This window comes from Marinobacter sp. RI1 (genome assembly GCF_041155085.1).
Taxonomy (GTDB): Bacteria; Pseudomonadota; Gammaproteobacteria; order Pseudomonadales; family Oleiphilaceae; genus Marinobacter; species Marinobacter nauticus.
The window spans coordinates 3,360,699-3,383,154 of the sequence record NZ_AP031605.1; the positions used below are offsets into that span (position 1 = coordinate 3,360,699).

At 57.6% G+C, this 22,456-nt stretch carries 21 protein-coding genes; 9 read left to right on the forward strand and 12 right to left on the reverse strand.

What is annotated here, in order from left to right; translation table 11 throughout:
- The first annotated feature begins 2 nt into the window (after positions 1 to 2).
- Genes ACAM27_RS15215 through ACAM27_RS15230 form a run of 4 tightly spaced genes read left to right on the forward strand, consistent with a single transcriptional unit; the run spans position 3 to position 4,463 of the window.
- Entirely contained in the window at positions 3 to 776 is a 774-nt protein-coding gene (locus ACAM27_RS15215; protein ID WP_369612254.1) for an ABC transporter ATP-binding protein, read from the forward strand.
- Positions 766 to 1,695 (forward strand): ABC transporter substrate-binding protein, encoded by a 930-nt coding sequence (locus tag ACAM27_RS15220; RefSeq protein ID WP_369612255.1) that lies wholly within the window; start codon positions 766 to 768, stop codon positions 1,693 to 1,695. Before ACAM27_RS15215 ends, ACAM27_RS15220 begins: the two co-directional genes overlap by 11 nt.
- On the forward strand, positions 1,682 to 3,715 hold the full coding sequence (gene fhuB / locus ACAM27_RS15225) for a Fe(3+)-hydroxamate ABC transporter permease FhuB (protein ID WP_369612256.1): 2,034 nt from the start codon (positions 1,682 to 1,684) through the stop codon (positions 3,713 to 3,715). Before ACAM27_RS15220 ends, fhuB begins: the two co-directional genes overlap by 14 nt.
- Complete coding sequence (locus ACAM27_RS15230) at positions 3,702 to 4,463, forward strand: (2Fe-2S)-binding protein (protein WP_222197959.1); 762 nt, start codon at positions 3,702 to 3,704, stop codon at positions 4,461 to 4,463. Before fhuB ends, ACAM27_RS15230 begins: the two co-directional genes overlap by 14 nt.
- A gap of 178 nt (positions 4,464 to 4,641) precedes the next feature.
- Here ACAM27_RS15230 and ACAM27_RS15235 read toward each other — a convergent pair whose 3' ends face one another.
- On the reverse strand, positions 4,642 to 6,819 hold the full coding sequence (locus ACAM27_RS15235) for a TonB-dependent siderophore receptor (RefSeq protein WP_369612257.1): 2,178 nt from the start codon (positions 6,817 to 6,819) through the stop codon (positions 4,642 to 4,644).
- A gap of 213 nt (positions 6,820 to 7,032) precedes the next feature.
- On the opposite strand from ACAM27_RS15235, the gene ACAM27_RS15240 reads away from it, so the two are divergent.
- Positions 7,033 to 8,160, forward strand: coding sequence for a PQQ-dependent sugar dehydrogenase (locus ACAM27_RS15240; RefSeq protein ID WP_369612258.1), 1,128 nt, complete (start codon positions 7,033 to 7,035; stop codon positions 8,158 to 8,160).
- 3 nt (positions 8,161 to 8,163) lie between these two features.
- On the opposite strand, the gene ACAM27_RS15245 is transcribed toward ACAM27_RS15240, so the two are convergent.
- Together ACAM27_RS15245 and ACAM27_RS15250 are read right to left on the reverse strand one after the other, a co-directional pair.
- Positions 8,164 to 8,577: a GFA family protein gene (locus tag ACAM27_RS15245; RefSeq protein ID WP_369612259.1), complete on the reverse strand. Its 414-nt coding sequence runs from the start codon at positions 8,575 to 8,577 to the stop codon at positions 8,164 to 8,166.
- 86 nt (positions 8,578 to 8,663) lie between these two features.
- Positions 8,664 to 9,431 carry a glutathione S-transferase N-terminal domain-containing protein gene (locus tag ACAM27_RS15250; RefSeq protein ID WP_114433665.1) on the reverse strand — a complete coding sequence of 256 codons (768 nt, stop codon included), beginning with the start codon at positions 9,429 to 9,431 and terminating at the stop codon, positions 8,664 to 8,666.
- 249 nt (positions 9,432 to 9,680) lie between these two features.
- Between ACAM27_RS15250 and dacB the strand changes: the two genes are divergently transcribed.
- Positions 9,681 to 11,252 (forward strand): D-alanyl-D-alanine carboxypeptidase/D-alanyl-D-alanine-endopeptidase, encoded by a 1,572-nt coding sequence (gene dacB / locus ACAM27_RS15255; RefSeq protein ID WP_369612260.1) that lies wholly within the window; start codon positions 9,681 to 9,683, stop codon positions 11,250 to 11,252.
- Positions 11,253 to 11,326: 74 nt separating this feature from the next.
- Here dacB and ACAM27_RS15260 read toward each other — a convergent pair whose 3' ends face one another.
- Entirely contained in the window at positions 11,327 to 12,361 is a 1,035-nt protein-coding gene (locus ACAM27_RS15260; RefSeq protein WP_369612261.1) for a fasciclin domain-containing protein, read from the reverse strand.
- A 176-nt stretch (positions 12,362 to 12,537) separates the two neighbouring features.
- Positions 12,538 to 12,798: a DUF2798 domain-containing protein gene (locus ACAM27_RS15265; protein ID WP_369612262.1), complete on the reverse strand. Its 261-nt coding sequence runs from the start codon at positions 12,796 to 12,798 to the stop codon at positions 12,538 to 12,540.
- A 154-nt stretch (positions 12,799 to 12,952) separates the two neighbouring features.
- Here ACAM27_RS15265 and ACAM27_RS15270 point away from each other — a divergent pair, with 154 nt between their 5' ends.
- Positions 12,953 to 13,819, forward strand: coding sequence for a DUF6279 family lipoprotein (locus ACAM27_RS15270; protein ID WP_369612263.1), 867 nt, complete (start codon positions 12,953 to 12,955; stop codon positions 13,817 to 13,819).
- Between the two features lie 72 nt (positions 13,820 to 13,891).
- Here ACAM27_RS15270 and ACAM27_RS15275 read toward each other — a convergent pair whose 3' ends face one another.
- From ACAM27_RS15275 to ACAM27_RS15295, 5 genes are all read right to left on the reverse strand, one after another.
- Positions 13,892 to 14,662 (reverse strand): SDR family oxidoreductase, encoded by a 771-nt coding sequence (locus ACAM27_RS15275; RefSeq protein ID WP_014420801.1) that lies wholly within the window; start codon positions 14,660 to 14,662, stop codon positions 13,892 to 13,894.
- 14 nt (positions 14,663 to 14,676) lie between these two features.
- Positions 14,677 to 15,366 (reverse strand): histidine phosphatase family protein, encoded by a 690-nt coding sequence (locus tag ACAM27_RS15280; RefSeq protein ID WP_014420800.1) that lies wholly within the window; start codon positions 15,364 to 15,366, stop codon positions 14,677 to 14,679.
- Positions 15,366 to 16,430, reverse strand: a complete 1,065-nt coding sequence (locus ACAM27_RS15285; RefSeq protein ID WP_369612264.1) for a phosphotransferase family protein — start codon at positions 16,428 to 16,430, stop codon at positions 15,366 to 15,368. The genes ACAM27_RS15280 and ACAM27_RS15285 overlap by 1 nt, the downstream gene beginning before the upstream one ends.
- A gap of 21 nt (positions 16,431 to 16,451) precedes the next feature.
- Positions 16,452 to 17,273: an SDR family oxidoreductase gene (locus ACAM27_RS15290; protein WP_369612265.1), complete on the reverse strand. Its 822-nt coding sequence runs from the start codon at positions 17,271 to 17,273 to the stop codon at positions 16,452 to 16,454.
- 391 nt (positions 17,274 to 17,664) lie between these two features.
- The gene (locus tag ACAM27_RS15295; RefSeq protein WP_014420798.1) at positions 17,665 to 18,876 is read right to left on the reverse strand and encodes an acyl-CoA dehydrogenase family protein; all 1,212 of its coding nucleotides are present in this window, start codon (positions 18,874 to 18,876) and stop codon (positions 17,665 to 17,667) included.
- Between the two features lie 144 nt (positions 18,877 to 19,020).
- Between ACAM27_RS15295 and ACAM27_RS15300 the strand changes: the two genes are divergently transcribed.
- Positions 19,021 to 19,923, forward strand: coding sequence for a LysR family transcriptional regulator (locus ACAM27_RS15300; RefSeq protein ID WP_222448435.1), 903 nt, complete (start codon positions 19,021 to 19,023; stop codon positions 19,921 to 19,923).
- On the opposite strand, the gene ACAM27_RS15305 is transcribed toward ACAM27_RS15300, so the two are convergent.
- Together ACAM27_RS15305 and ACAM27_RS15310 are read right to left on the reverse strand one after the other, a co-directional pair.
- Complete coding sequence (locus tag ACAM27_RS15305; RefSeq protein ID WP_011785676.1) at positions 19,917 to 20,273, reverse strand: hypothetical protein; 357 nt, start codon at positions 20,271 to 20,273, stop codon at positions 19,917 to 19,919. The two genes, ACAM27_RS15300 and ACAM27_RS15305, sit on opposite strands and share 7 nt — an antisense overlap.
- A gap of 23 nt (positions 20,274 to 20,296) precedes the next feature.
- Positions 20,297 to 21,061, reverse strand: a complete 765-nt coding sequence (locus ACAM27_RS15310) for an EAL domain-containing protein (RefSeq protein WP_369612266.1) — start codon at positions 21,059 to 21,061, stop codon at positions 20,297 to 20,299.
- 204 nt (positions 21,062 to 21,265) lie between these two features.
- Between ACAM27_RS15310 and ACAM27_RS15315 the strand changes: the two genes are divergently transcribed.
- Positions 21,266 to 22,420 (forward strand): isocitrate/isopropylmalate dehydrogenase family protein, encoded by a 1,155-nt coding sequence (locus ACAM27_RS15315; protein WP_014420795.1) that lies wholly within the window; start codon positions 21,266 to 21,268, stop codon positions 22,418 to 22,420.
- The last annotated feature ends 36 nt before the right edge of the window (positions 22,421 to 22,456 follow it).

A 22,456-nucleotide genomic window follows, 5' to 3' on the forward strand; every position in this document is an offset into this window, starting at 1 on the left:
GAATGTCCGCGTTTTTTGATGTCCGCGATCTCGCCGTTCACATTGGTAGAACGGCTATTCTTCATAACATTAACCTGGCCTTTAACGAAGGCCAGGTGACCGCCCTGCTTGGCCACAACGGCTCGGGGAAATCCACTTTGTTAAAGACACTGGCCAGGCAGATTCCAGCCAGTACCGGTGATGTCAGGCTTGAGGGTAACGCTGCGAAAAGTCTGGGCGCCCGCGCTTTCGCCAGGATTGTCGGCTACCTGCCCCAGCACCCGCCGGGCACCGATGGCCTGACGGTCCGGGAGCTGATCGCGCTGGGCCGCTACCCCTGGCGAGGCCCTCTTGGCCGCTACAGCGATGCGGATTATGCGCTGATTGATCAGGCTATCGCAGACACCGACCTCAAACCTTTTGAACACCGCTCTGTCGACACTCTCTCTGGTGGCGAGCGCCAACGCGCCTGGATTGCCATGTTGCTGGCACAGCAAACACGCTGCCTGCTGCTGGACGAACCCATCTCCGCCCTGGATGTAAAGCATCAGGTAGAAACGTTGCGCCTTGTGCAGCGCCTTGCCCGCCAGCGCGAATTGACCGTGATTGTGGTACTGCATGATGTCGATCTGGCCTCCCGCTTCTGCGACCGGTTGGTGGCCCTGAAAGCGGGCCAGGTGGTGGCCGATGGCACTCCGGCAGAGATCATGGACAGCCAGATTCTTGAGTCCATCTACAGCGTTCCCATGGGCGTGATGGAGCGGGCGCCGGGGCAATGGGTTTCCTATGTCCATTAACACGAAAGCCATGATGCTCGGCGCGCTGCTCTTTCTGCTGCCGATCGCAGGAACCGCCCAGACCTGGCGCCACGAAGGCGGCACACTAACCCTTGAAGAGCCCCCTGAACGCATTATCGCGCTGAACTGGGCCGCCACTGAGACGCTGCTATTACTGGGTATCACCCCCGTTGGCGTGGCAGACAAAGCCGGCTATCACACCTGGGTACAGGAGCCGGAACTGCCTGACAGCGTCGCCAATGTCGGCACCAGGGTCGCGCCCAGCCTGGAGGCAATCGCAGAACTGAAACCCGACCTGATCGTCACCAGCACCGAAATGGCTCCCGCGGCCGAACTGTTGGAGCGGATTGCGCCAACCTACGTCATCAGCGTGTATAAAAAAGACGCCCGTCCATTCGACAGGGCCCGGGAAATGCTGATAACCCTGGGCGAAATCACCGGCCGGATCGACCGGGCCGAATGGGTACTGGCCGATATCGAACAAACCCTGAACCAACAGCGGAAACGACTGGAGCAAGCCGGCATCACCGACAAGCCGGTTGCCCTGGTGAACTTTATGGATGACCGCCATGTCCGCATCTATGCCCCCAACGGTCTGTTCCAGACTGCCCTGGATAACCTTGGGCTTACCAATGCCTGGTCAGATCCAGGCAACTACTGGGGGTTTTCAGCCATAGGCCTTGAATCTGTGGCAGATGCACGAAACAGCCGCATCGTGGTGATAGAGCCACTGGTTCCGGGCCTGGCTGACAGTCTGGCTAACAGTCCCTTCTGGACCTACCTGCCACCGGCACAGAACGGCGAGATCTACCGGATTCCCGCTGCCTGGCCTTTTGGTGGGGTTTATCCGGTGAAGCGCCTGGCCATTGCCCTGACCAACGCTCTGATTGAAGGGGGCAGTGACAATGTCCGCCGCTGAATCCGCTCTGCACACCGCCAGTCGCCCGGAGATTCCAGCCAGGCTCCCGATTGCGGTCGCGTTACTCTGGCTTACCGCATTCAGCGCCAGTGCCTTACCCTGGTTCGACCAACTGCACTTTTCACAGCTTCTCGCCGCATTCTGGACCTTTGATGGCAATCAGTACGCCTCCGTTCTGGCCCACTTCAGCTGGGCACCGAGGGTCTCCATCGCGATACTGATTGGCTGCGCACTGGGATTGGCAGGAGCTGTTACCCAACAGGTACTTGGCAACCCATTGGCCTCACCCACTACCCTGGGGGTCGAAGCCGGAGGACAGTTCGGTGTTACCTTTGCCACCCTGTTTGCACCAGGTTTGCTGGCTTTCAGCCCTGATCTTGCCGCAGTAGCCGGTGGCTTGCTCGCCATCGGCCTGGTAATAGTGCTCACATGGCGGCTTGGCTTCTCACCTGTGACCGTGATTCTGGCCGGGCTGGTGGTTACCTTTTTTCTCGGCGCCATCAACATGGCCTTCCTGCTTCTGAAAGGTGAGTGGCTCGGTAATCTGTTTATCTGGGGCGCGGGATCTCTGGTACAGAACAACTGGACCCCATTCTTTGATCTGCTTCCCCGGGTGCTGGTTATTGCCGCGCTCATGCTGGCCCTGATGCGCCCGCTACAGCTGCTTCAGCTTGGTCAGGCCTCGGCAGATTCGCTGGGAGCAAAGGTGTCGTTACTTCGCGCCGCTGCACTTTTCCTGGTGGTGCTTATGAGCTCCGTGGTGGTGAGCCGGGTTGGTCTTGTCGCATTTGTTGGCCTGGCAGCACCAGTATTGGCAAGACTGCTGGGCGCCAGAACACTGACCGAACGGCTGTTCTGGAGCACACTGGCTGGTGGCGGCCTGCTGTTACTGGCGGATACTCTGGCCCAATGGGCGACTGCCTGGGATGGCGGCTCGCTGGTGCCGACCGGTACCACCACCGCTCTCATTGGCGGCCCGGTCATCCTTCTGGCGCTTCAGGGGTTCCGAAACACTCACCATATGCCTGACCAGGGCAACGGACCTGCGGGCTTTCTGCCGCGCCGCCGAAGCCCGCTGTTGGTTGCCGGAACTCTGTGCTCTCTGTTAGCCCTGACGATCATTCTTTCCATGAGTTGGTCTCCGGGTCTTGAAGGTTGGAACTGGACCCCGTTGGCGCAGTGGACAGACGCCTGGGTATGGCGAGGCCCAAGATTGATGGCTGCTATCCTTGCGGGCATGGCTCTGGGCATGGCCGGCACCCTGATTCAGCGGATGACCGGCAACCCCATGGGCAGCCCGGAGCTGCTGGGCATCAGCGGCGGTGCAGCGTTGGTGATGGTGGTTATGGTCCTGACAGGGCTTGAGATTGGCCGGCTTGGCCAACTGGCGGCGGCCACGGCGGGTGCCGCCGGCGCTCTGGGCCTTTTACTGTTGCTGGCCCGCAAGCACCAGTTTGCGGGCAACCAGCTGTTGCTTGGCGGCCTGGCACTGTACGTTTTCATGGATGCCGGCCTGAGACTGGTGATGGCCTCTGGCGGCACCGTTGCAGCACGCCTGCTGAACTGGATGTACGGCTCCACCTGGCTGATCTCGGAATCCGAAGCCATCGGTTTACTGGCACTGGTGGTAGGCCTTTCGACCTTGCTCTTGCTTGCCCTGCGACCGCTCACACTACTGCCCCTGGGCGAAACATCCGCCTCTGCCCTGGGACTGCGGGTGCCACGGGCGCGACTTCTTCTACTGGTGCTGGCTGCCGTGCTGACCGCGGCGTCGACTGTAGTGATCGGGCCATTAAGCTTCGTCGGGTTGATCGCCCCGCACCTGGCCCGGGTACTGGGACAGCAGACCGTGGGCCGGCAAATGCTGGTCGCAGCCCTGGCCGGAGGGCTACTGCTTTCACTGGCCGACTACCTGGCCCGGGTTCTGGTGTATCCCAATCAGCTACCCTCGGGGCTGCTGGCCGCCCTGGTCGGCGGCTTGTACTTCTTGTGGGGGCTAAGCCGTCATGGTCGCGGCTGAGGCAGCAACGCAATGGCTGACGGATTACCACAATCTGTTGGCCCGCCACGGCCTTGACGCTACCACTCTGATGGACAGCGCACTGACACCCGCCAACCGCGAACAACCCGCGTTGTTCTCCCTGGCCCAGCTACTGGCAAATCCAGACCTTCTGCAACAACAGGTTCTCAAGGACTATCAGGATGCCGATCATCCGCGACTCCGCAAGGCGCGGCTTTCTGTCCTGCACCAGAGCCTGGCACTTCAGATTATCGGACCATTGGTGATCCGGCTGTTCAGGGATGGCAGCAGTGCTGCACTCGATCCCCGGCGGGTTTTCCTGTGCCCGACAACATCAACACCAGCGGACCCGTCGCGCTGGCAATATGCGGCCAGTGAACAGGAGGTCCTGGAGCCTGAAAAGTTCATAAGAATTCTCAGTGAACAGATGCAAGACTGGTACGGCGTGTTCCGGCAGCATTTCGGGGTTAGTCCGGGGGCCTATTGGAGCAGCGTCGGGCTGGCGTTGGGTGCGCCCTATTCGGTGGTGTGGAACCGGGTTAATCCGGCAGCGTTGTGTAAACAGGCCGATAGCTGGCTGGCGCAGTTCAAATGCGAGGCCAACCGATACATTGACTGGATTCCGGCGGAATTCAGCCAACAGTGGTGCGCCATCCCTCAGCGCAAAGGGTGCTGCCTCAAATATTTATTGCCCGGAGGCGGCTATTGCGGGACATGTGGAATCTATCGGAAAGAGCGGATCAGCTAGCTCCGACCATCGAGACCAGTATCACTCCCAACGCAATCAATCCTATGACGGCACCTGAACCTGCCGCCAGCTTCAATCCATCGAGTATTTCCTGTTCCGGATTCATGCTCACTCTCCTTGAGGCTTGATCAACAAAAACCGGGGCAGCCAGCGCAGCGCCGACTGCCCCACTCTGTGATTAATACACCCAGGAAACGGTCAGGCTGGCATTGGCCGGCTCACCGTAGAAACCCTGGGCCGAGGCACCAAATTTCTTCAGGCTTTCGATGTACTTCTCGTCGGTCACGTTGTTTACGTTCAGGGTTGCATTCCAGTGTCGGGCGAAATCATAGCTTGCCATCAGATCCAGCACCGCATAGCTGTCCTGCTCCGTGACGATGGTCACACCGGCATTCGGGCCGGTGGTAGCAACACCCTGTTCCTGGGTAATCTCAGACTGCCAGCGTACCTTGCCACCAAGCTTGAAACCTTCGACCCCAGGCACCTTCCAGGTAGCGCGCAACTGGGCTAGATGCTCTGGCACGAAGGACTTGGCCCCTTTACCATCCTTGTCCTCAATATCCACATAGGTATAACCGGCGAAGAGCTGGATTCGGTCGGTGAGATCACCCACTATTTCGGCCTCCACACCTTGACTGGTCAACCCATCCACAGCGGTGTAGTAAGAATCATTGGTTCCGGCGAACACTCCTTCTGCCTCGGCTACGTTCTTCTGCTCAGTCTGGAACAAAGCAATAGTGGTATTCACACGGTCGTTCTGAAACTCACTTTTCAGGCCCAGCTCGTAGTTGACCCCGTCAATCGGATCCAGTCGATCGCGATTGATGTCCACCTCAGTCTGGGGAGTGAAAATCTCGGTATAGCTGGCGTAGACCGAATGATCGTCATTGATGTCGTAGATCAGACCTGCATAGGGTGTTTTCACGGCATCGTAGCTGCTTTCCTTGGTCGCTCCGTAGCTTTTGCCCTTGTTATCCAGCCAGGTCAGACGGAGCCCTGTAATGGCGGTGAGTTGATCGGTCAGCGACCAACGAGCGGCAGCATAGGTGGACGTTTCGCGGTCGGTCCAGTCAGAGCCGCCGACGCCATTATCAAAAGCAGGCTTGGGGTAGTTCCCATCCCACTCATTGAGCGGTGGCAAGGGATTCCCGATGCCGCGTCCATAGCGAGACTCGTCCACCGTCTCTGAGCGAGACCAGGATGCCCCCAAAACCAGCTCATGGGTTCGATCAGCCAGTTGGAACGGGCCGGTAGCGTATGCATCCACGACCCACTGCTCTACATCCAGGTCGTACTGACTGGGATAGGCTTTAAGTCCCTCACCCGTTTGGCGATCCGGAGTACCATACTGATAAAAGAGTTCGGACTCACTTTCATTCTCCAGCCGGAACACCGTGCCCGTGGCTCTCCAGCCACCAGCAAGCTCCTGACGCAATTCAACAAAGCTGTTGTGCTGGGTGTTGTCCCAGTAGGACCAGTCGGAAGCCGTGCTGGTTGAACGCGCAAAATCCGTCGTTGAGCCATCGGAGTAGAACAAAGGCAGCGCACCCCACAACGGACTGTCTGTATCAGACGTCTGAACGGCGTGGCCAAGAGTTAGCAACGTGGTATCGGTCAGGTCTGCTTCCAGCACCCCGTAGAACATCTGCTTTTCGTTGTTATACCGGTCCAGGTAGGAGCCTTTGTCCTCATAACCGGCGACCACCCGGCCGCGCACCGCACCGGATTCAGACACGGCACCGGAAACATCACCGACAATCCGTTTTTTGTCCCAGGAACCACCAGTCACCGCAACCGAGGCATTGGTGTCAGCGGTTGGGCGCTTGCGGATAAAGTTGACTGTGGCGGCCGGGCTGCCGGAACCGGTCATCAAACCGTTGGCGCCCCGAACCACCTCCACGCGATCAAAGAAAGCGGTGTCCAGCTCACCCTGAACGTTGTCATATACCGCCGGCATGCCAACACCGTCGTACTGGAAGTTGTTGATATCGAAACCACGTGAGGTGTAATACGTGCGGTCTGTTTCCACCGACTCTACGGTGACACCGGTGGTGCCTTCCAGAACATCGTTAATGTCGTTCTGGGCGAAATCGTCCATCTGTTCGCGGGTAATGACCGTGACGGCCTGGGGGACCTCCCGGTGTGACAGCTCCATCTTCATGGAGGTTGTGCTGACTCCGCTGATGTAACTCTCCGTCGTTTCCGAGGCCACCTGGCCACGGCTTGCGGTAACATCCAGGGCTTCCAATGCCTTCGGTTCGCTGCCCTGCGCTGCTGCCAGTCCTGGCAGAGTCGCACACATCATGGCAGTGATCAGGGTTTTTCTTCTAAATCGGGGCTCCGGATTCAGAGACATCTAACGGCTCCTTGGTTGATTAAGACCATGTCATTTTTAAACCCCACTATGTTAATGCGAATGGTTTAGATTTGAAACACCAAATGCAAATGATCTGGGATTATCACGAAACTCTATATCTCCAGAGGCTCGCATCGGCCGCAATACCACGACCTGCTATGGTTATTGCAGGTGCTGAAGATCTCTAAAAACAGCAGAGAGGCGGAGACGGATATGTTCAAGCGCAAATTCTGGAAGTGGAGCCTGGCCAGCTTACTGGTCTCGGCAGCCCTGGCCACACAGGCAAACCAGACCTTTCAATCCGAAAAGGCAGACTTTCATCTGGAAACCGTAGCCGCGGGGCTGGAACACCCCTGGGCCATCGCTTTTCTGCCCGACGGGTCTGCACTGATTACTGAAAGGGAGGGCCGTGTGCGAATTCTGGAAAATGGGCAACTTCGCAGTGAACCAGTCAAAGGCCTGCCGGAGCTAGTCGTTTCGGGCCAGGGTGGTCTGCTGGATGTGCTGCTGCATCCGGATTTCGAGACTAACCGGCTGTTGTTCCTTAGCTACGCCCATCGTAATCGCGAGGGCATGACCACCCGGGTTGCCCGGGCAACTCTGGCTGACAACTCTTTGCAAGATGTCGAGGTGATCTTCGAGGCTCTTCCCCGCTCAAACACCAGCCGGCACTTCGCAGGCCGGATGCAGTTTGATCGCGACGGCAATTTATACATCTCAGTCGGTGACCGGGGTGAAATGGATCGTGCCCAGGATACCGCAGACGATGCCGGTGGCGTTCACAGAATCACCATCAGCGGTGAGCCGGCAGAGGACAACCCCTTTGCCGATCGAAGCGGCTTCAAAGCGTCTTTCTTCACCTATGGCAACCGCAACATTCAGGGTATGACCCGGCACCCACAAACCGGTGAGATCTGGAGCCATGAACATGGCCCCCGGGGTGGCGATGAGGTCAACATCCTTCGCGCGGGTAATAACTATGGCTGGCCCAAGGTCACCTACGGCATTGACTACTCAGGCCTGCCGATTTCCAGTCGTACCACGATGGAAGGCATCACAGAACCACTGCATTACTGGGACCCATCCATTGCGCCCTCTGGCATGGCGTTCTACACCGGAGATCTTTTCCCGCAGTGGCAGGGCGATCTTTTTGTCGGCGCCCTGAAGCTTCAGAAACTGGTGCGCTTGTCCCTGGACGGAGAAAAAGTCATCGAGGAGGAAGATCTGCTCACCGAACTGGGTGAACGTATCCGCGACGTGCGTATGGGGCCAGACGGTGCACTCTGGCTGCTGACCGACTCCGATAACGGCAAGGTATACCGGATGGTGCCGGCGGATTGAGGCTCAGTGCGGGTCGTTGGTTCTTTCGGTTTTCTCGAACTGCGGCAGGTTGTCGGTGATCTCGAACCAGTCAGATTTCGACCCCACATAAACGTGCTGGGCCGCCTTTTTTCCCAGCGGCTCATTGATCACGCCAATTCGCAGCCTGAGGATGCCAGGAATAGCGTCGACCCGGCCGTAAAGAGGGCTTCCACAACGGCTACAGAAGGCCCGGTATTTGCCGGGCCGAGATTCAAATTCGGTGATCCGGTCCTCACCGGCCGTAAACCGGAACCGGACAGCCTGAACCGGCGCACTGGCTGAAAAGGCACTGCCATGATTGCGGCGGCACTGGCTGCAGTGGCACAGCGCCACGGGCCCTATTGGGCCATCGTATTCAAACTGGATATCGCCACAAAGGCACTGGCCGGTATACATAACACTCCTGACTCCGCGAAGACTCACTGTTCGCGCAGATGATACCGGCTGGCAGCCGGATTAGCAGCCCTGGTTCCGCAAACTCGTTACCCGTAGTTTTTTTCCAGATAAGCAAGAATGCGCGCCGATTCAAACAACCCCTCCCCGCTATTGGGATCTTCCAGGTAGGGCACCTGCACCCGGCCATGTTGCTGGAAAAACGCGTCCCGTTTGCCGCCAGGAATGGGCCGATACGGACCGGGTTTGATGCGCTGCCGGGCAGGTCCGACTTCGGTCCAGTGTTCCTTGCCCAGATTATGCAAGGTGTACGGAATCTCGTTTTCGCAGAGTCGTTCCCGAATCAGGCGCGAAAACGGGCTGCCTTCGAAACTCCACAAATGAAGCCCCTGCTCAGGGCGCTGGGCTGGCCGCGCCCGCATCCCGCGAAGTTCACTGGCCCCGGAGCCTGCAGCGCCGAGTGCCGGTTGCCAGGGACGGCCCTGGTAGTAGCGCGGCACGGAACGATGCGCATACTGACGGAACAGATACTCGATAATCGCCTCGGATTCATACAACACTTCGCCGGTGTTCTGGTCATGCAGCAGGGGAAACTGCTGCTTTCCCCCCAAGGCCTCGGCTTCCGGGCGAAATACCCGACCACCCTTCGGGCAGGGTCGAATCTCTACGTCCAGATGTAATGCCGTCAGCACCTCACGAACACGTCGGCAGTATGGACAGGCTTCAATGTCATAGAGAACCAGCGGTTTCTCAGGTTGCGGAACGGCCTTGATAACCAGGCACCCGCGCCAGGCTGCAAAAGAGGAAGTGGCCACCGATTCCAGCACATTCACCTGATGTCTCAGAGTTTTTAACATGATAGTTCCCTTGTTTTCGTCATTTTCTGCATTGTCCCACAGGAGAATCTGTGCCCATTGGCCCGCAGGCCACTGTGCCGACGTCAAACTAACTCACTGATTCTTCAGGCCACTTACTCGATGTCACAAAAACTCAATATAAACAAAGACTCTACTGCCAATTTTTAACGTCATGTATAGCTTTTCTGCATAGTACATACGCCCGGAATGGGCTATTGTACAGAGAGAACACAACAACGGGTTCCGGTCATGAATACTCAGGGGTTGCAGGCGGGCAAAGGCCTTGCCACAGGCAGATTTGCGTCAGGAGCAGTGGCGCTGGCCATCGCGTTGGCCAGCGCCCCGCTCGGCCTGGCTTTCGCTCAAGAACAGACCTCTGCGGAAGAGGCCTTTGCCAGCTCCCGTCACTGGGCCAGCCAGATCCGAAGTTATGCCAGCAAATCCCTGAACAGCGATGAAGCCCTGAGTGTTGCCGTTATTCCCCTTAACGGCCCCGGCATTGAGCAGTATGTAAACGCTGACACACTGATGAGCCCGGGCTCCATCATGAAGCTGGTAACCACCTATGCTGCCCTGGAACTCCTGGGCCCTACCCACCACTGGAAGACCGATTTCCTTACAGACGGCATGATGGTGGGCGACAGCCTTGAAGGAAACCTCTACGTGCGCTTCGGCGGCGATCCCAAACTGACTCTGGAACGGCTCTGGAGCACCCTGCGTGAACTCAAGAGCATGGGCATTAACCGCATTGAAGGCGACCTGGTACTGGATGGCAGCTATTTCCGCGTCGACGGCGGCTTCCCGACGTTCGAGGATAACGGCGACAACCCCCACGCGCCCTTTCTGGTGGAACCCTCCGGCTATCTGACCAACCTGAATCTGCTGCATTTCCAGGTACGCGCCGATGAGCGTGGAACACAGGCCTGGACAACCCCGGATCTGGGCGAAGTCTCCATTGATAACCGGGTAACCGCATTACCGGAAGGTCCCTGCCCTGCTCGTAGCCGCTTTGACTGGGAGCCGGTATTTCATGAAAACCATCAGGTAACGGTTCGGGTAACCGGACAGTTACCACAAGGCTGCCGCAGCACCACCTATCTGTCTCTGCTACCGCACGAACGGTACTCTGCTTCCGTGATTCGTTCTGTGCTGTCGGACATGGGCATTATTGTCAGTGGTGGCGACCGTTTTGAGGGCACACCGGAAGATGCACGGCTGGTCATGCGCACCACCTCACCAGATCTGGTTTCCATGGTGCGAGACATCAACAAATGGAGCAGCAACGTCATGGCCCGCCAGATGCTGCTGACCATTGGCGCCGAGTTCCGCAAGGAAGATGACAAAGACGACCGGGTAGCCGGCATCCGCACAGTGTACGAATGGCTGGAGAATATGGGCATCAACACTGCTGGCATGGTGATTGACAATGGTGCCGGGCTCACCCGCCATGGTCGCATCACGGCCCGGCAAGGCGCCCAGATACTGCAACAGGCCTGGGACAGCCCCTACGCTTCTGACCTGATGGCCTCCATGCCCATCATCGCCATGGACGGAACCATGGCCCGCCGCCTTCGCAACACTGGTATGGATGGCGAAGGCCGAATCAAGACCGGTTATCTGGAGAATGTTCGTTCAATCGCCGGGTTCACCCGGGACGATAACAACACCACCTGGGCCATTGTCGGCATGGTGAACAACGACCCTGCCTGGAACGGCCAGGCGGTTCTGGATCGGGTACTCTACTCTCTGCATTTCCGGCCTCCCGTGGGCATGACCTTATCCCAGTCTGCCGACGAAAATCCTGCGTCTTCGATTCAGTAAGTCAATATAGAAAGACCGGCTGCAGCAGCCGGCCTGGCACTCATACTTTGTTCACAGAAAGCGTGTTTCGTCTGTCAGTCGACTGTAAAAATTACCTCGTCGATCACATGAATCACGCCGTTAGACGCCTCAACATCAGCTTCGACGACGGTACTGCCCTCGATAACCAGAGCGTTGTCCTGTATATCAACGTTCAAGTTGTTGCTGGCCAATGTTGTTACAGTTCCGCCGTTAGAGGCGTATGCCGTTAGAGAGCCGACCGTAGTTCCGAGAATATGCTGGCTCAGAATGGCTGGCAGATTCGGATCATTGAGCAAGTCGCCGGCTGTAATACCGAGATCCGTCAGTAGCGCCTCAAAAGCGGCATCTGTTGGCGCGAACACCGTCAAGGTTGCATCAACGTCCGCAGCTGCAGTGAGCAACGCTGCCGCACCAGGGGTCTGGAGTGCCGCAAGTAGCGTTGTAAACTCCGCATTCTCAGCCCCTGCCAGCGCGGTTACGATTTCTGCAATCGTTGAGCCGGTATCACTGAGATCGCTCGGAGGCGGAAGCAGCACTTTGTCGATAATGTGAATAACACCATTGGTGGCGTCTACATCTGGCCCCGTCACTCGAGACGTGTTGACGTACAGCACGTCTTCTCCGTTTTCCTGTGAAATGGACAGCGCGACGTTTTCACCATTCACGGTTGGAACGAGGTTTTGTGGGACCGGGCTTTGCGCGACGCTGATCGCAGCGGCAGCCTTCACTTCACCCACGGACGTTGCGAGAACATGGTAGGTAAGAACCGTATTTAATAACTCTGTGTTGGCTAACAACTGTTCCGCCGTGAGTCCCAGGTCTTCCAACAGGGCTTCAAAGGCGGCGTCTGTCGGTGCGAACACGGTTAACTGGTCATCTCCATCGAGCAGTTGCGCAATAGATGGATCGGCTTCAAGAACTGCGGCTTCAAGAATCGTCGTGTTTTCATTTTCAACCGCGATTTCCAGAATGCTTTGCGTTGCAGCATCCGTAGTGCCGTTATCGTCGTTATCATCGTCATCAAGCCAGCAACCGGATAGCATGACACTGCCCGCTAAAACCATCGGTAAAGCGTATTTTGCTTTCATTTTTCGTGCCTCGTCTGGAGGGGTTGATTACCAGGTTAAAGTGGTTCGAACCTGCACTGATTCAGTCCCTGAACAGTGTCGAAAGCAAATTACGGTGAGGCGAGAGAAACGGATTTACAGATTTTTACATTTAAGCGAACAATTGTGAGGTGAATAACATCGGTACGGTGATTTCATCAATCCGGCCGACGTTCTTTGGAAAACAACCGGGCCATGGTCCAGTCCGCCATTTTGCCCGCCATTGGCGCGATAAAGCTGACCAAAGGGAAAGCCACCGCCCAGGCAACAGCAAAAGCTGCGCCCCAGCGATGGAAATACCCCTCGGTCAGGCCGGTATTGATCAGGGTGATAATCCCGGACATCAAAAGCGACATGATGCCGGACATGTAAAAGGCAAAAACAAACTGGCGCACACGCGTTTGCTTGTAACTGGACATGTTTTCCTTCCCGGTTTTAACGTATGGAACACTGCCGAATCCAATCAGGCGACCGCAGCGTAGGAGAGAAGACACTGCCACCGATGCTGGATCGCAACATCTTAGTGAGCATGCAACATTTTTCCATACGGCTTTTTACCAAGGAGCACAGGTAATGGATGCCCCAACGCCCGGAACACGCCGCGCCCGCTGGATCGTCGGGCTGATGTTACTGACGTTTTTGGCGGGCTGCAGTCAGACGCGCCTGGCCTACCGCTACGCCGACTGGGGCGTTGTCTGGTGGGTAGAGGATTACATTAGCCTGACCAGTGAGCAGGAAGCGCAACTGAATCAGGATCTGGAAGCGCTCAGACAATGGCATTGCTCGGCCGAGTTGCCCCGCTACCAGCAATGGCTGGCAGTCCTCAAATCAGATCTGGAGGAAGGGCCGCCCAACGAAGCAACGGTGCTGTCCCATCAGGAACAACTCATGGACTTCGTGCCCGATTTGTTGGAACGGGCCACTCCGGTAGCCGTTAATCTGCTGTCTTCTCTATCGGATGAGCAGGTAGCGCAACTAGCCGACAACATGGCGGAGAAGCAGCAGGAGCTGGAGCAGGAAATGCTGGAGGGAACACCCGCTCAAACGTCACAGGCGCGCTCTGAACGGACTATTGAGCGTATTGAACGATGGCTTGGCGACCTGAATCAGCAACAGCGGGCCATCGTCGAAAACTGGTCAGCGAACCGTGGCCGGCAAACGGAAATCTGGTTAACAGGGCGGAGAAACTGGCAATTGGCATTGCTCGACACGCTGGAGAGACGACGCCAGTCCGGCTTTGCTGAACAGGTGAACGAGTTGCTGGTTCACTCAGAGCGCGCCAGAGGAGCGGAATACCAGGCCATGCTGGCCGAAAGCCGGGTGGCGATGGCCGGCTTGATGCACGATCTTCTGCAGGCTGGAGATAGCCGGCATCAAGATCAGCTGCTGGCCAGGGCCAGTGAGCTGAAAGGAGATTTTGCAGCGCTGACCTGCAGCTAAACACGGATCGCGATACCAAAAAAGGGCCCGATGACTCCGTATCATCCGGCCCTTTTTGCGTCTCGATCTGTGTCAGACCGTCAGGTAACCACCATCCGCATTAATGCAGGCTCCTGTGGTATAGCTGGAAGCGTCAGACACCAGGTACAGCACAGTACCCGCCATTTCATCGGGATCCGCCACACGCTTCATCGGGATGTGGGCCATGGCCTGCTTCTTGATGGCCTCATTGGTGGTCAGGGCGCTGGCAAATTTGGTATCGGTCAGGCCCGGCAACAAGGCATTTACCCGCACATTCTGCTGGCCCAGCTCCATGGCGAAAGATTTGGTCATGGAAATCACTGCTGCCTTGGTCACCGAATAGATGCCCTGGAAGTGGCCGGGATTTACGCCGTTAACCGAGGCCACGTTCACAATGGAACCACCACCGTTCTTTTTCATCAGCTGAGCGCCACGGGCGCACATGAAGAAGTAACCACGGATGTTCACATCTACGGTTTTGTGGAAAGCACCCAGGTCGGTGTCTTCCACCGGACCGAAGTATGGGTTGGCGGCTGCGTTGTTCACCAGGATATCCAGTTTGCCGTGCGCTTTGGCGATGTGCTCCCACACCGCTTCAATCTGGTCCATCTCGCCAATGTGGCAGGCGAAGGCTTCGGCGCTGCCGCCGTCTTCACGGATGCTACTGGCCACGGCCTCACAACCGTCAATCTTGCGGCTACTGACAATCACGTGAGCACCGTAATGAGCCAGCGTACGGGCGATACTCTCGCCGATACCGCGGCTGGCGCCGGTTACCAGGGCGACTTTGCCAGTCAGGTCGAACAGGTTTTTGTTGCTCATGGAATTCCCTCAGCTTATCGGAATGTCACCAGGGCGGGGTCTTCCGCTTCCAGGTGGCTATAGTTGTTGAATACGGCCAGGCTGCGCCGGGGGCCGGAATACAGAATGCGGGACACGCTGGTGTTGGCAATCACATTGTTCATCTCCAGCGCCTTGCGGTCTGACAGTTCAAGCAGGCGCTGGGCAATGACCGCAATGGGGCCGCCAGAGGTGGACACAATCACATCGGCACCATCGGCCAGTTCAATCAGCTGATCCAGTGCATGGCCAACCCGCTGCCGGAATCCGTTCCAGGTTTCGCTGTATTCCTGGTCGAACTCGCCACTCACCCAGCGGGTCACCGCCTTCTCGAAAGCCTGCTGGAAGGCTCTTGCAGGTTTGGGAAAGCTGGCGAGGTCTCGCGCCATTACCTGTTTATCCGCCCATTCCGGGCGCAGGCGCTCCACCACTTCCAGATGATCAAACTCGTTCAGGCCTTCCAGCACCTGCATATCCGGCAGGCTGACACCGTAACCGGTAGTGATCGCCTCCACAGTTTCCCGATGGCGCTGCAGGTTACCGCCAAAAACAGCACCCGGCTCCACCTTGCCCGCCAGCCAGCGGCCCAGAATCCTGCCCTGCTCCCAGCCTCGCGGCGAGAGCTGGTCGTAGTTTTCCTTGCCGAAACTGGCCTGACCGTGGCGCACCAGATAAATCGTGGCCATTACAGGGTGCTCTCGCTAATCAGGCGCTGGCACCGTTTCTCCAGATAGTTGGCGGCGTGGCCAAAGGCGGCGAAGCGTTTGTCTTTGGTCTGGCCGTGATAAAAGCGGTAGTAGATTTGCTGGATGATCACCGCCAGGCGGAACAGCCCGTAAATTTCATAAAAGTCGAACTTTTCCGCCCGGAAGCCGGATTTCTTCATGTAGTAGTCCACCACTTCTTTACGAGTCAGCATGCCCGGCCGGTGCGTGGGCTGGCGCCGCAGCATCTGGAACGGGCCTTCATCGTCGGCTTCGATCCAATAGGCCAGACTGTTGCCCAGGTCCATCAGCGGATCACCAATAGTGGCCATTTCCCAATCCAGCACGCCAATCACTTCAAACGGGTTGTCCGGGTTCAGCACCACATTGTCGAAACGGTAGTCGTTGTGAATAACCACCTGAGCGATGTCATCCGGCATCTTATCGTTCAGCCAGGCCATGACGTCTTCGAAGTCACCGACATCATCGGTACGGGCCTTGCGGAAGCGGTCGCTCCAGCCGCCAATCTGCCGCTGCACGTAACCCGCGCCCTTGCCCAGCTTGTCCAGGCCTGCGGCCTTGGCGTCCACCGTATGCAGATCCACCAGCTTGTCGATCACGTTCAGGCACAGTTTGCGAGTGTCTTCGGCGCTCAGCTCGAAATCCCTGGGGAAGTCCTGGCGCAGAATGATGCCCTTGAGCCTCTCCATCACGTAGAAGTCGCAACCCAGTACGCTGTGATCGTCGCAAATCGCAACAATGTTGGGCACATAGGGATAGGCTGGCTTCAATGCCTCCATCACCCGCGCTTCCCGCAGCATGTCGTGGGCGGACTTGGCGATCTTGCCGAACGGCGGCCGGCGCAGCACGTAGGACTGGTCGCCATAATCCACCTGATAGGTCAGGTTAGACGCACCACCGGGGTACTGCTTGATGCTCGGCTGGCCTTCCAAGCCCGGAATGGCCTGCTTCATGAACTGGTCGACGGCGCTGATATCCAGCTCTTCGCCTTCACGGATGTCTACGGCCTGGTCGATCTGTGTCATTCAATCTCTCCTGTGATGTGTTCAGGCGTTCGCCTTGCTACCCATCTTGCTCATCCAGCGCTTGGTTTCCTGGTGCATCAGCCAGTCAAACGCCCAGGGTGCGTGGCGCTTGAGCATCCACATGCGGCGCTCTTTGGCGTGGGGCAGTACCCAGAAGTCTTTGTCTTTCACACTGCGGAAGATATCCTCGGCCACGTCTTCGGCGGTGATGTTGGAGCGCTTCATCAGCTTGTTGACGTTCTGTTGAATACCGGGAATATCCGAGCGCATGGTGCTGGCGAGGTTGGTCTGGAAGAACGCCGGGCACACGCAGCTGACGTGAATGCCGGAATCACGCAGTTCCTGGCTGAGGGTTTCCGACAGGGCTATCACCCCGGCTTTGGAAACATTGTAGCTGTCCATCAATGGCGCCAGCATAAGCCCGGCCATGGAAGCCACATTCACAAACGCGCCGGAGCCTTGTTCCTTGAACAGCGGGGTAAAGGCTTTGCAGCCACGCACGACGCCAAGTACGTTGATGTCGAGAATCCACTCCCAGTCACCGATGGTGGTGTCTTCAATGGAACCTGCGGAGGCAACGCCGGCGTTGTTCACGACTACGTCCACTCCCCCCCATTTCTGGACCAGGTCATCACGGACTTTCTCGAAGTCGCTCAGGCGGCGTACATCGCATTCCACGAAATAACCTTCGCCGCCGGCCTGGTTCAGTTCCGCCTCAACGGCGACGCCCTGCTCCGGGTTAATGTCACCGATGCAGACTTTGGCCCCTTCTTTGGCATACCGCAATGCAATCGCCCGGCCCAGGCCACTGGCCCCGCCGGTTATAAATACCCGTTGTGTCATCGTTGTTTCTCTCCGTTATGTTTTGGAGTTCCTGTTCTTGTGATTGGGCGCAAGAGTTGGCACCAGAAGGTACTTTCCAAAAACCGCTACGAGCACATCCATGTGCGCTTCTCTCCGGCCATCCATGGCCTCCGACATTTTTGGAAAGTACCTTCTGGTGCCAACTCCCATACCCTTCAGTAAGCTGTTCCAGATTCTGTTATTCGCAGCCTATCACCAATATTGAAGAGGGGGCCGTTGGGGTGGCGCTTCTGAAAATTTGTGGAGCCATGGATGGCGGAACACAAGCGCCACATGGATGTGCCGAAGGAGCGCTTTTCAGAAGCCCCACCCCAACGGCCACCCACTCCGAGCCAAGAGGCCAGAAGAGCCAAAGCACCCAAGCCCAAAATCAGGACTTATACTTCCGAAGCTCCAGGCGAGCCACCATGGCCCGATGCACTTCGTCGGGACCGTCGGCCAACCGCAGAACCCGAGCGTAACCGAACAATGCCGTCAGCGGGAAATCATCGTCGCTGACACCGGCCCCGCCGTGAATCTGAATCGCGTCATCCACTATCTGCTGAAGCATCTTCGGCACCACCGCCTTGATCATGGACACTTCCTGCAACGCGCCCATAATGCCCTTGGTATCCAGGGCCCAGGCACATTTCAGGGTCAGCAACCTCGCCTGTTCGATGTTCATACGGGCGTTGGCGATGATGTCCGGATTGCCGCCCAGCTTGGCGATTGGCCGACCGAAAGCTTCGCGGGTCATGGCGCGCTTGATCATGATCTCAAGAGCGCGCTCGGCAGCCCCGATGGCACGCATGCAGTGGTGCACGCGGCCTGGCCCCAAACGGCCCTGAGCGATTTCGAAGCCGCGGCCCGGGCCGGCGATGATGGCGCTTTTGGGCAAACGTACGTTGTCGAACAACACCTGGCCGTGGCCGTAGGGCTCGTCGTAGGCGCCAAAGACCGGCAGCATGCGCTCGATGGTGATGCCCGGGGCATCCAGCGGCACCAGCACCATGGAGTGTCGGCGGTGCTTTTGGGCATCCGGGTCGGTTACACCCATGAAGATGCCCACTTTGCAGTCTGGGTGGCCAATGCCGGTGCTCCACCATTTGCGGCCGTTGAGCACCACTTCGTCACCTTCTACGGTGGCGGTGGCTTCCATGTTGGTGGCATCGGAAGAGGCAACGGCCGGTTCGGTCATGCAGAAGGCGGAGCGGATTTCGCCGCTCAGCAGTTTCGGCAGCCATTCGGCTTTCTGTTCTTCGGAGCCGTAGTGGATCAGTACTTCCATGTTGCCGGTATCCGGCGCGTTGCAGTTGAAGATTTCCGGGGCGATGAAGCTGCGACCGGTTTCTTCAGCAATCAGGGCGTAGTCGGAGTTGAGCAGGCCACAGCCGTACTTGTCGTCAGGAAAGAACATGTTCCACAGGCCCTGGGCCTTGGCTTTTTCTTTCAGTTCTTTGATGATCGGCAGCACCACCCAGCGGTTTTCCTGAGAAGCAAGCTCCTTGTGATACTGCTCCTCAATGGGAAAAATCTCGTCGCGCATGAACTGTTTCACGCGCTTCAGGTAATCCTGGCCTTTCTCGGAAATATTGAAATCCATGGTGCAGCTCCTCGCGCTGGCCGCCCTGTCGGGGGCAATGTCGATCAGATGGGAATTAGTCTAGGAGCCAACGCATTATTACGCGACTGAATTGTTCTTATCGTTTATCATTAACCATGCTTATTCAGAAAACGGAACCTCATCATGGCGCTGAATAGACCGGACCTGAACCTGCTGCATGTTTTCGACACTATCTATCGGGAAGGAAGCCTGACGCGGGCCGCAAAGGCTCTGCATCTGACTCAGCCTGCCATCAGTCATTCCCTGGCTCGGCTTCGGGATCATTTCAATGATCCGCTGTTTACACGCCAGGGTAACCAGATGGTGCCCACCCCCCTGGCCCGACGGTTTCTGGAATCCATGCGCCCGGGGCTGAACCAGATCCAGAGTGCGGTGAATCAGTTTCACGCCTTCGACCCCGCCAGCCAGCGCAAAACCTACGCCCTCGGCCTTCGGGATGTTCTGGAATCCACCTTCTTGCCCCAGCTGATTTCAAAACTGGCGCCCTATCCGGACATGGAGGTGCAGAGTCAGCGTGTCGCCCGGCGTGATATGGAAACACAACTGGCGGCGGGCAAACTGGACTTTGCCATTGATGTGTTACTGCCGGTGAGCAACCAGACCAGCCATGAACTGCTCAGGCAGGACCGGCTGGTGGTGCTGGCGCGAAAGGGCCACCCCGTCATCGCGCAGGAACTGGATATGGCCAGCTATCTGGAGGCCAGGCACATTCTGGTGTCGTCGCGGGCGGAGGGCCCGGGCATTGAGGATTTTGAACTTTCCCGCCACGGTGCCCAGCGCAACATCCGCTTGCGCTGCCAGCACTACTACGCGGCCTGCCGGGTGGTGGAGAGCTCAGACCTGTTACTGACGATGCCGGAAACCTACGCCCGGATCATTGCCCAGAACACCGACATCGAAGTGCTGGCGCCGCCGGTGGAGATGCCGTCGATTGATGTGCATCTGTATTGGCACAAGGCCTATGAACAGGAACCGGCGCTGGTGTGGTTTCGGGACTTGCTGCGCAACCTGCAAAAGGCTCAATAGGCTCCGACCAGCATCAGAAAGCCGAAGAAGCCAGCCGCGGTAATCGCCAGAGATACCGCCACGATACCGAAGCCCCACCAGATAGCCGCACCATCGGCAATGTCGACACCATGACCGCGCAGGGTGCGATAGAACGCCCATGGACCAAGCACGAACGCGCCCACCACGGCAAACACCAGGCCGATGGCGATTCCGGCAAAGGTCCAGGTAGCCAGTACAGTCGCGCGGTCCGAGGTCTGGTCGGTCACGCCATGATGTTGCAGAAACTTCTTGCAGAAGAACCAGACCAGGGCAAACAGGGCAGCCACAAAGACCAGGCCGCCAATCAGGGTAATCAGGCGATAGAGCACAGAAACATCCTGTTAAGAGTCAATCAGTCGGGAAACACCGGCTCCGGCAGACATTCGAATCCCGGTTTGGCGAACAGGTAGCCCTGGTAAAGGGCAATCCCTTGAGAACGAAACCAGAAGTATTCTTCCGGCGTTTCCACGCCCTCCGCCACAATTCGGCCGCCAAGCTGGCGCATCATGGTGATGATACCTGAGACCACTGCCTGCTTGTTGGGTTCCGCATGAATGTTGCGAACCAGCCCCATATCCAGCTTCAGCAAATCCGGCGGGCTCGAGATCATCAGGTTGTAGCGGGAGTAACCGGCACCGAAATCATCAATGGCGGTGCTGAACCCCATGCTCTTGTAGGCCTCGATGATGGAGGTGAGGTGATCAACCGAGGTCATCTCCTCACCCTCTACCACCTCGAAGATGATCTTCCGGGTGTCGAAATCATAGGTCTTGGCGGCCGCCAGCGCGGTACGAATGCAATATTCTGCCTGATAGACCGCGTTGGGCATGAAGTTGATGCTCAACATGGCCTTCATATCAAGCCGCGACGCCAGCTTCACCGCCTTGACCCGGCATATCTGGTCGAACGCGTACTGGTTCTGGTTATTCACCTTATCCAGCACAGTCATGGCCCCTTGCCCTTCGGTTCCGCGCACCAGCACCTCGTATGCAAACACCGTTTTATTGGTGGCATCAACAATAGGCTGGAAAGCAAAGCTGAACGAAAAATCCAGGCCATTACCACAGGCGCACTCGTCGCAATGGGATTCATCAAAAAGAACAGAGGGTCTATCCACAGAAGCTCCAGAGCGGCTCGCTCGAAATGAATTCGGGTGGAACTGTAAAAGAATCAATCACATTCAACTATAGACACCATCCGCAATCGGGTAAAACGAAAACTCGCTATACCACCCATAGTCGGGTGGCATCTGCCGGCTGCGGGTCTACACTGGTTTTGGTGTATTTAATCAGTCAAGCCGCTCTTAAAAGGAGGTTCATGGATGGCCCAGACCACCCGCATTGCAGTAACACCCGGAGATGGTATCGGCCCGGAAGTGGTCGCAGAAGCCGTGCGATGCCTGGAGACACTGCGATCCAGGCACAGCCTGCCACTGGAATGGACCCGTTTTCCATGGCCCTCTCACGCCTGGCATGAAGAACACGGCGAATCCTGGCCCGCAGATGCCCTTGAGCAGCTCAAGGCCTACGACGCCATACTGCTGGGCGCGCTGGGAGATCCGGGCCCCATGCATGACCCGGAGCGCTATCTGTTACCGGACAGCATTTCGCTCGCGCCCCTGCTGGACATGCGAAAAGGCTTTGACCAGTGGGTGTGTGAACGCCCGGCACGACTGCTCCCCGGCGCTCGCCAGTACCTGAAAGATGACCGCGCCAAGGACATCGATATGCTGGTGATTCGCGAGAACAGCGAGGGTGAGTACGTCAGTCAGGGTGGCCGTCTGCGCCCGGGATCGCCCGACGAAGTGGCCACCCAGATGGAGGTGTTCACCCGCCGGGCCACTGAGCGCATTATACGGTACGGCTTTGAACAGGCTCGTAAACGGGCCGGAGAACGTATTCAGCAAGGCCGCACCCGCAGCTTCCGGACACTGGATGGCAAGACCTGCGAAAGCCAGGTATGCCTGATCACCAAGCGCAATGCCCTGCGCTACTGGGGTGACATGTATACCGAAGTGTTTGAGGAAATCAGCCGGGAATTCCCGGATGTAGCCACCCATCACGAACTGGTGGATGCCGCCTGCATGAAATTTGTCTCCAGCCCCTGGGCCTTTGACGTAGTCGTAGCCAGCAACCTCCAGGGCGATATTCTGACCGATCTGGCCGCCGTGATCTCGGGGGGCATGGGGGTAGCTCCGTCCTGCAACCTGAACCCGACCGACCCGGACATGCCCTCCATGTTTGAACCCACCCACGGTAGCGCGCCGGATATCGCCGGCCAGGGCATCGCTGATCCGACCGCCATGCTGTTTACCACCGCCCGCATGCTGGACTGGCTAGGCCGAAAAGACCCGTTGCTGGCCCAGGCCGGGCAGGAACTGTTTGATGCGGTGGCCGCGGATCTCGCAGAGAAAGGCTCTGAACAACGCAGCACCCGGGAAATCGGGGATGCTATTTGTAAACGCCTTGGGGCCTGACTAGGCTGCAAAAGAGGTATTCCATTCACTTCGGGA

Bases quoted from the DNA above. Each gene is read 5' to 3' on its own strand.
- ACAM27_RS15275 (WP_014420801.1), bottom strand. From the start codon at position 14,662: ATGAGCAACAAAAACCTGTTCGACCTGACTGGCAAAGTCGCCCTGGTA.
- ACAM27_RS15270 (WP_369612263.1), top strand. From the start codon at position 12,953: ATGGATGCCCCAACGCCCGGAACACGCCGCGCCCGCTGGATCGTCGGG.
- ACAM27_RS15285 (WP_369612264.1), bottom strand. From the start codon at position 16,430: ATGACACAGATCGACCAGGCCGTAGACATCCGTGAAGGCGAAGAGCTG.
- ACAM27_RS15215 (WP_369612254.1), top strand. From the start codon at position 3: ATGTCCGCGTTTTTTGATGTCCGCGATCTCGCCGTTCACATTGGTAGA.
- ACAM27_RS15235 (WP_369612257.1), bottom strand. From the start codon at position 6,819: ATGTCTCTGAATCCGGAGCCCCGATTTAGAAGAAAAACCCTGATCACT.
- fhuB (WP_369612256.1), top strand. From the start codon at position 1,682: ATGTCCGCCGCTGAATCCGCTCTGCACACCGCCAGTCGCCCGGAGATT.
- ACAM27_RS15245 (WP_369612259.1), bottom strand. From the start codon at position 8,577: ATGTATACCGGCCAGTGCCTTTGTGGCGATATCCAGTTTGAATACGAT.
- ACAM27_RS15265 (WP_369612262.1), bottom strand. From the start codon at position 12,798: ATGTCCAGTTACAAGCAAACGCGTGTGCGCCAGTTTGTTTTTGCCTTT.
- ACAM27_RS15300 (WP_222448435.1), top strand. From the start codon at position 19,021: ATGGCGCTGAATAGACCGGACCTGAACCTGCTGCATGTTTTCGACACT.
- dacB (WP_369612260.1), top strand. From the start codon at position 9,681: ATGAATACTCAGGGGTTGCAGGCGGGCAAAGGCCTTGCCACAGGCAGA.
- ACAM27_RS15250 (WP_114433665.1), bottom strand. From the start codon at position 9,431: ATGTTAAAAACTCTGAGACATCAGGTGAATGTGCTGGAATCGGTGGCC.
- ACAM27_RS15290 (WP_369612265.1), bottom strand. From the start codon at position 17,273: ATGACACAACGGGTATTTATAACCGGCGGGGCCAGTGGCCTGGGCCGG.
- ACAM27_RS15240 (WP_369612258.1), top strand. From the start codon at position 7,033: ATGTTCAAGCGCAAATTCTGGAAGTGGAGCCTGGCCAGCTTACTGGTC.
- ACAM27_RS15260 (WP_369612261.1), bottom strand. From the start codon at position 12,361: ATGAAAGCAAAATACGCTTTACCGATGGTTTTAGCGGGCAGTGTCATG.
- ACAM27_RS15230 (WP_222197959.1), top strand. From the start codon at position 3,702: ATGGTCGCGGCTGAGGCAGCAACGCAATGGCTGACGGATTACCACAAT.
- ACAM27_RS15280 (WP_014420800.1), bottom strand. From the start codon at position 15,366: ATGGCCACGATTTATCTGGTGCGCCACGGTCAGGCCAGTTTCGGCAAG.
- ACAM27_RS15315 (WP_014420795.1), top strand. From the start codon at position 21,266: ATGGCCCAGACCACCCGCATTGCAGTAACACCCGGAGATGGTATCGGC.
- ACAM27_RS15220 (WP_369612255.1), top strand. From the start codon at position 766: ATGTCCATTAACACGAAAGCCATGATGCTCGGCGCGCTGCTCTTTCTG.
- ACAM27_RS15295 (WP_014420798.1), bottom strand. From the start codon at position 18,876: ATGGATTTCAATATTTCCGAGAAAGGCCAGGATTACCTGAAGCGCGTG.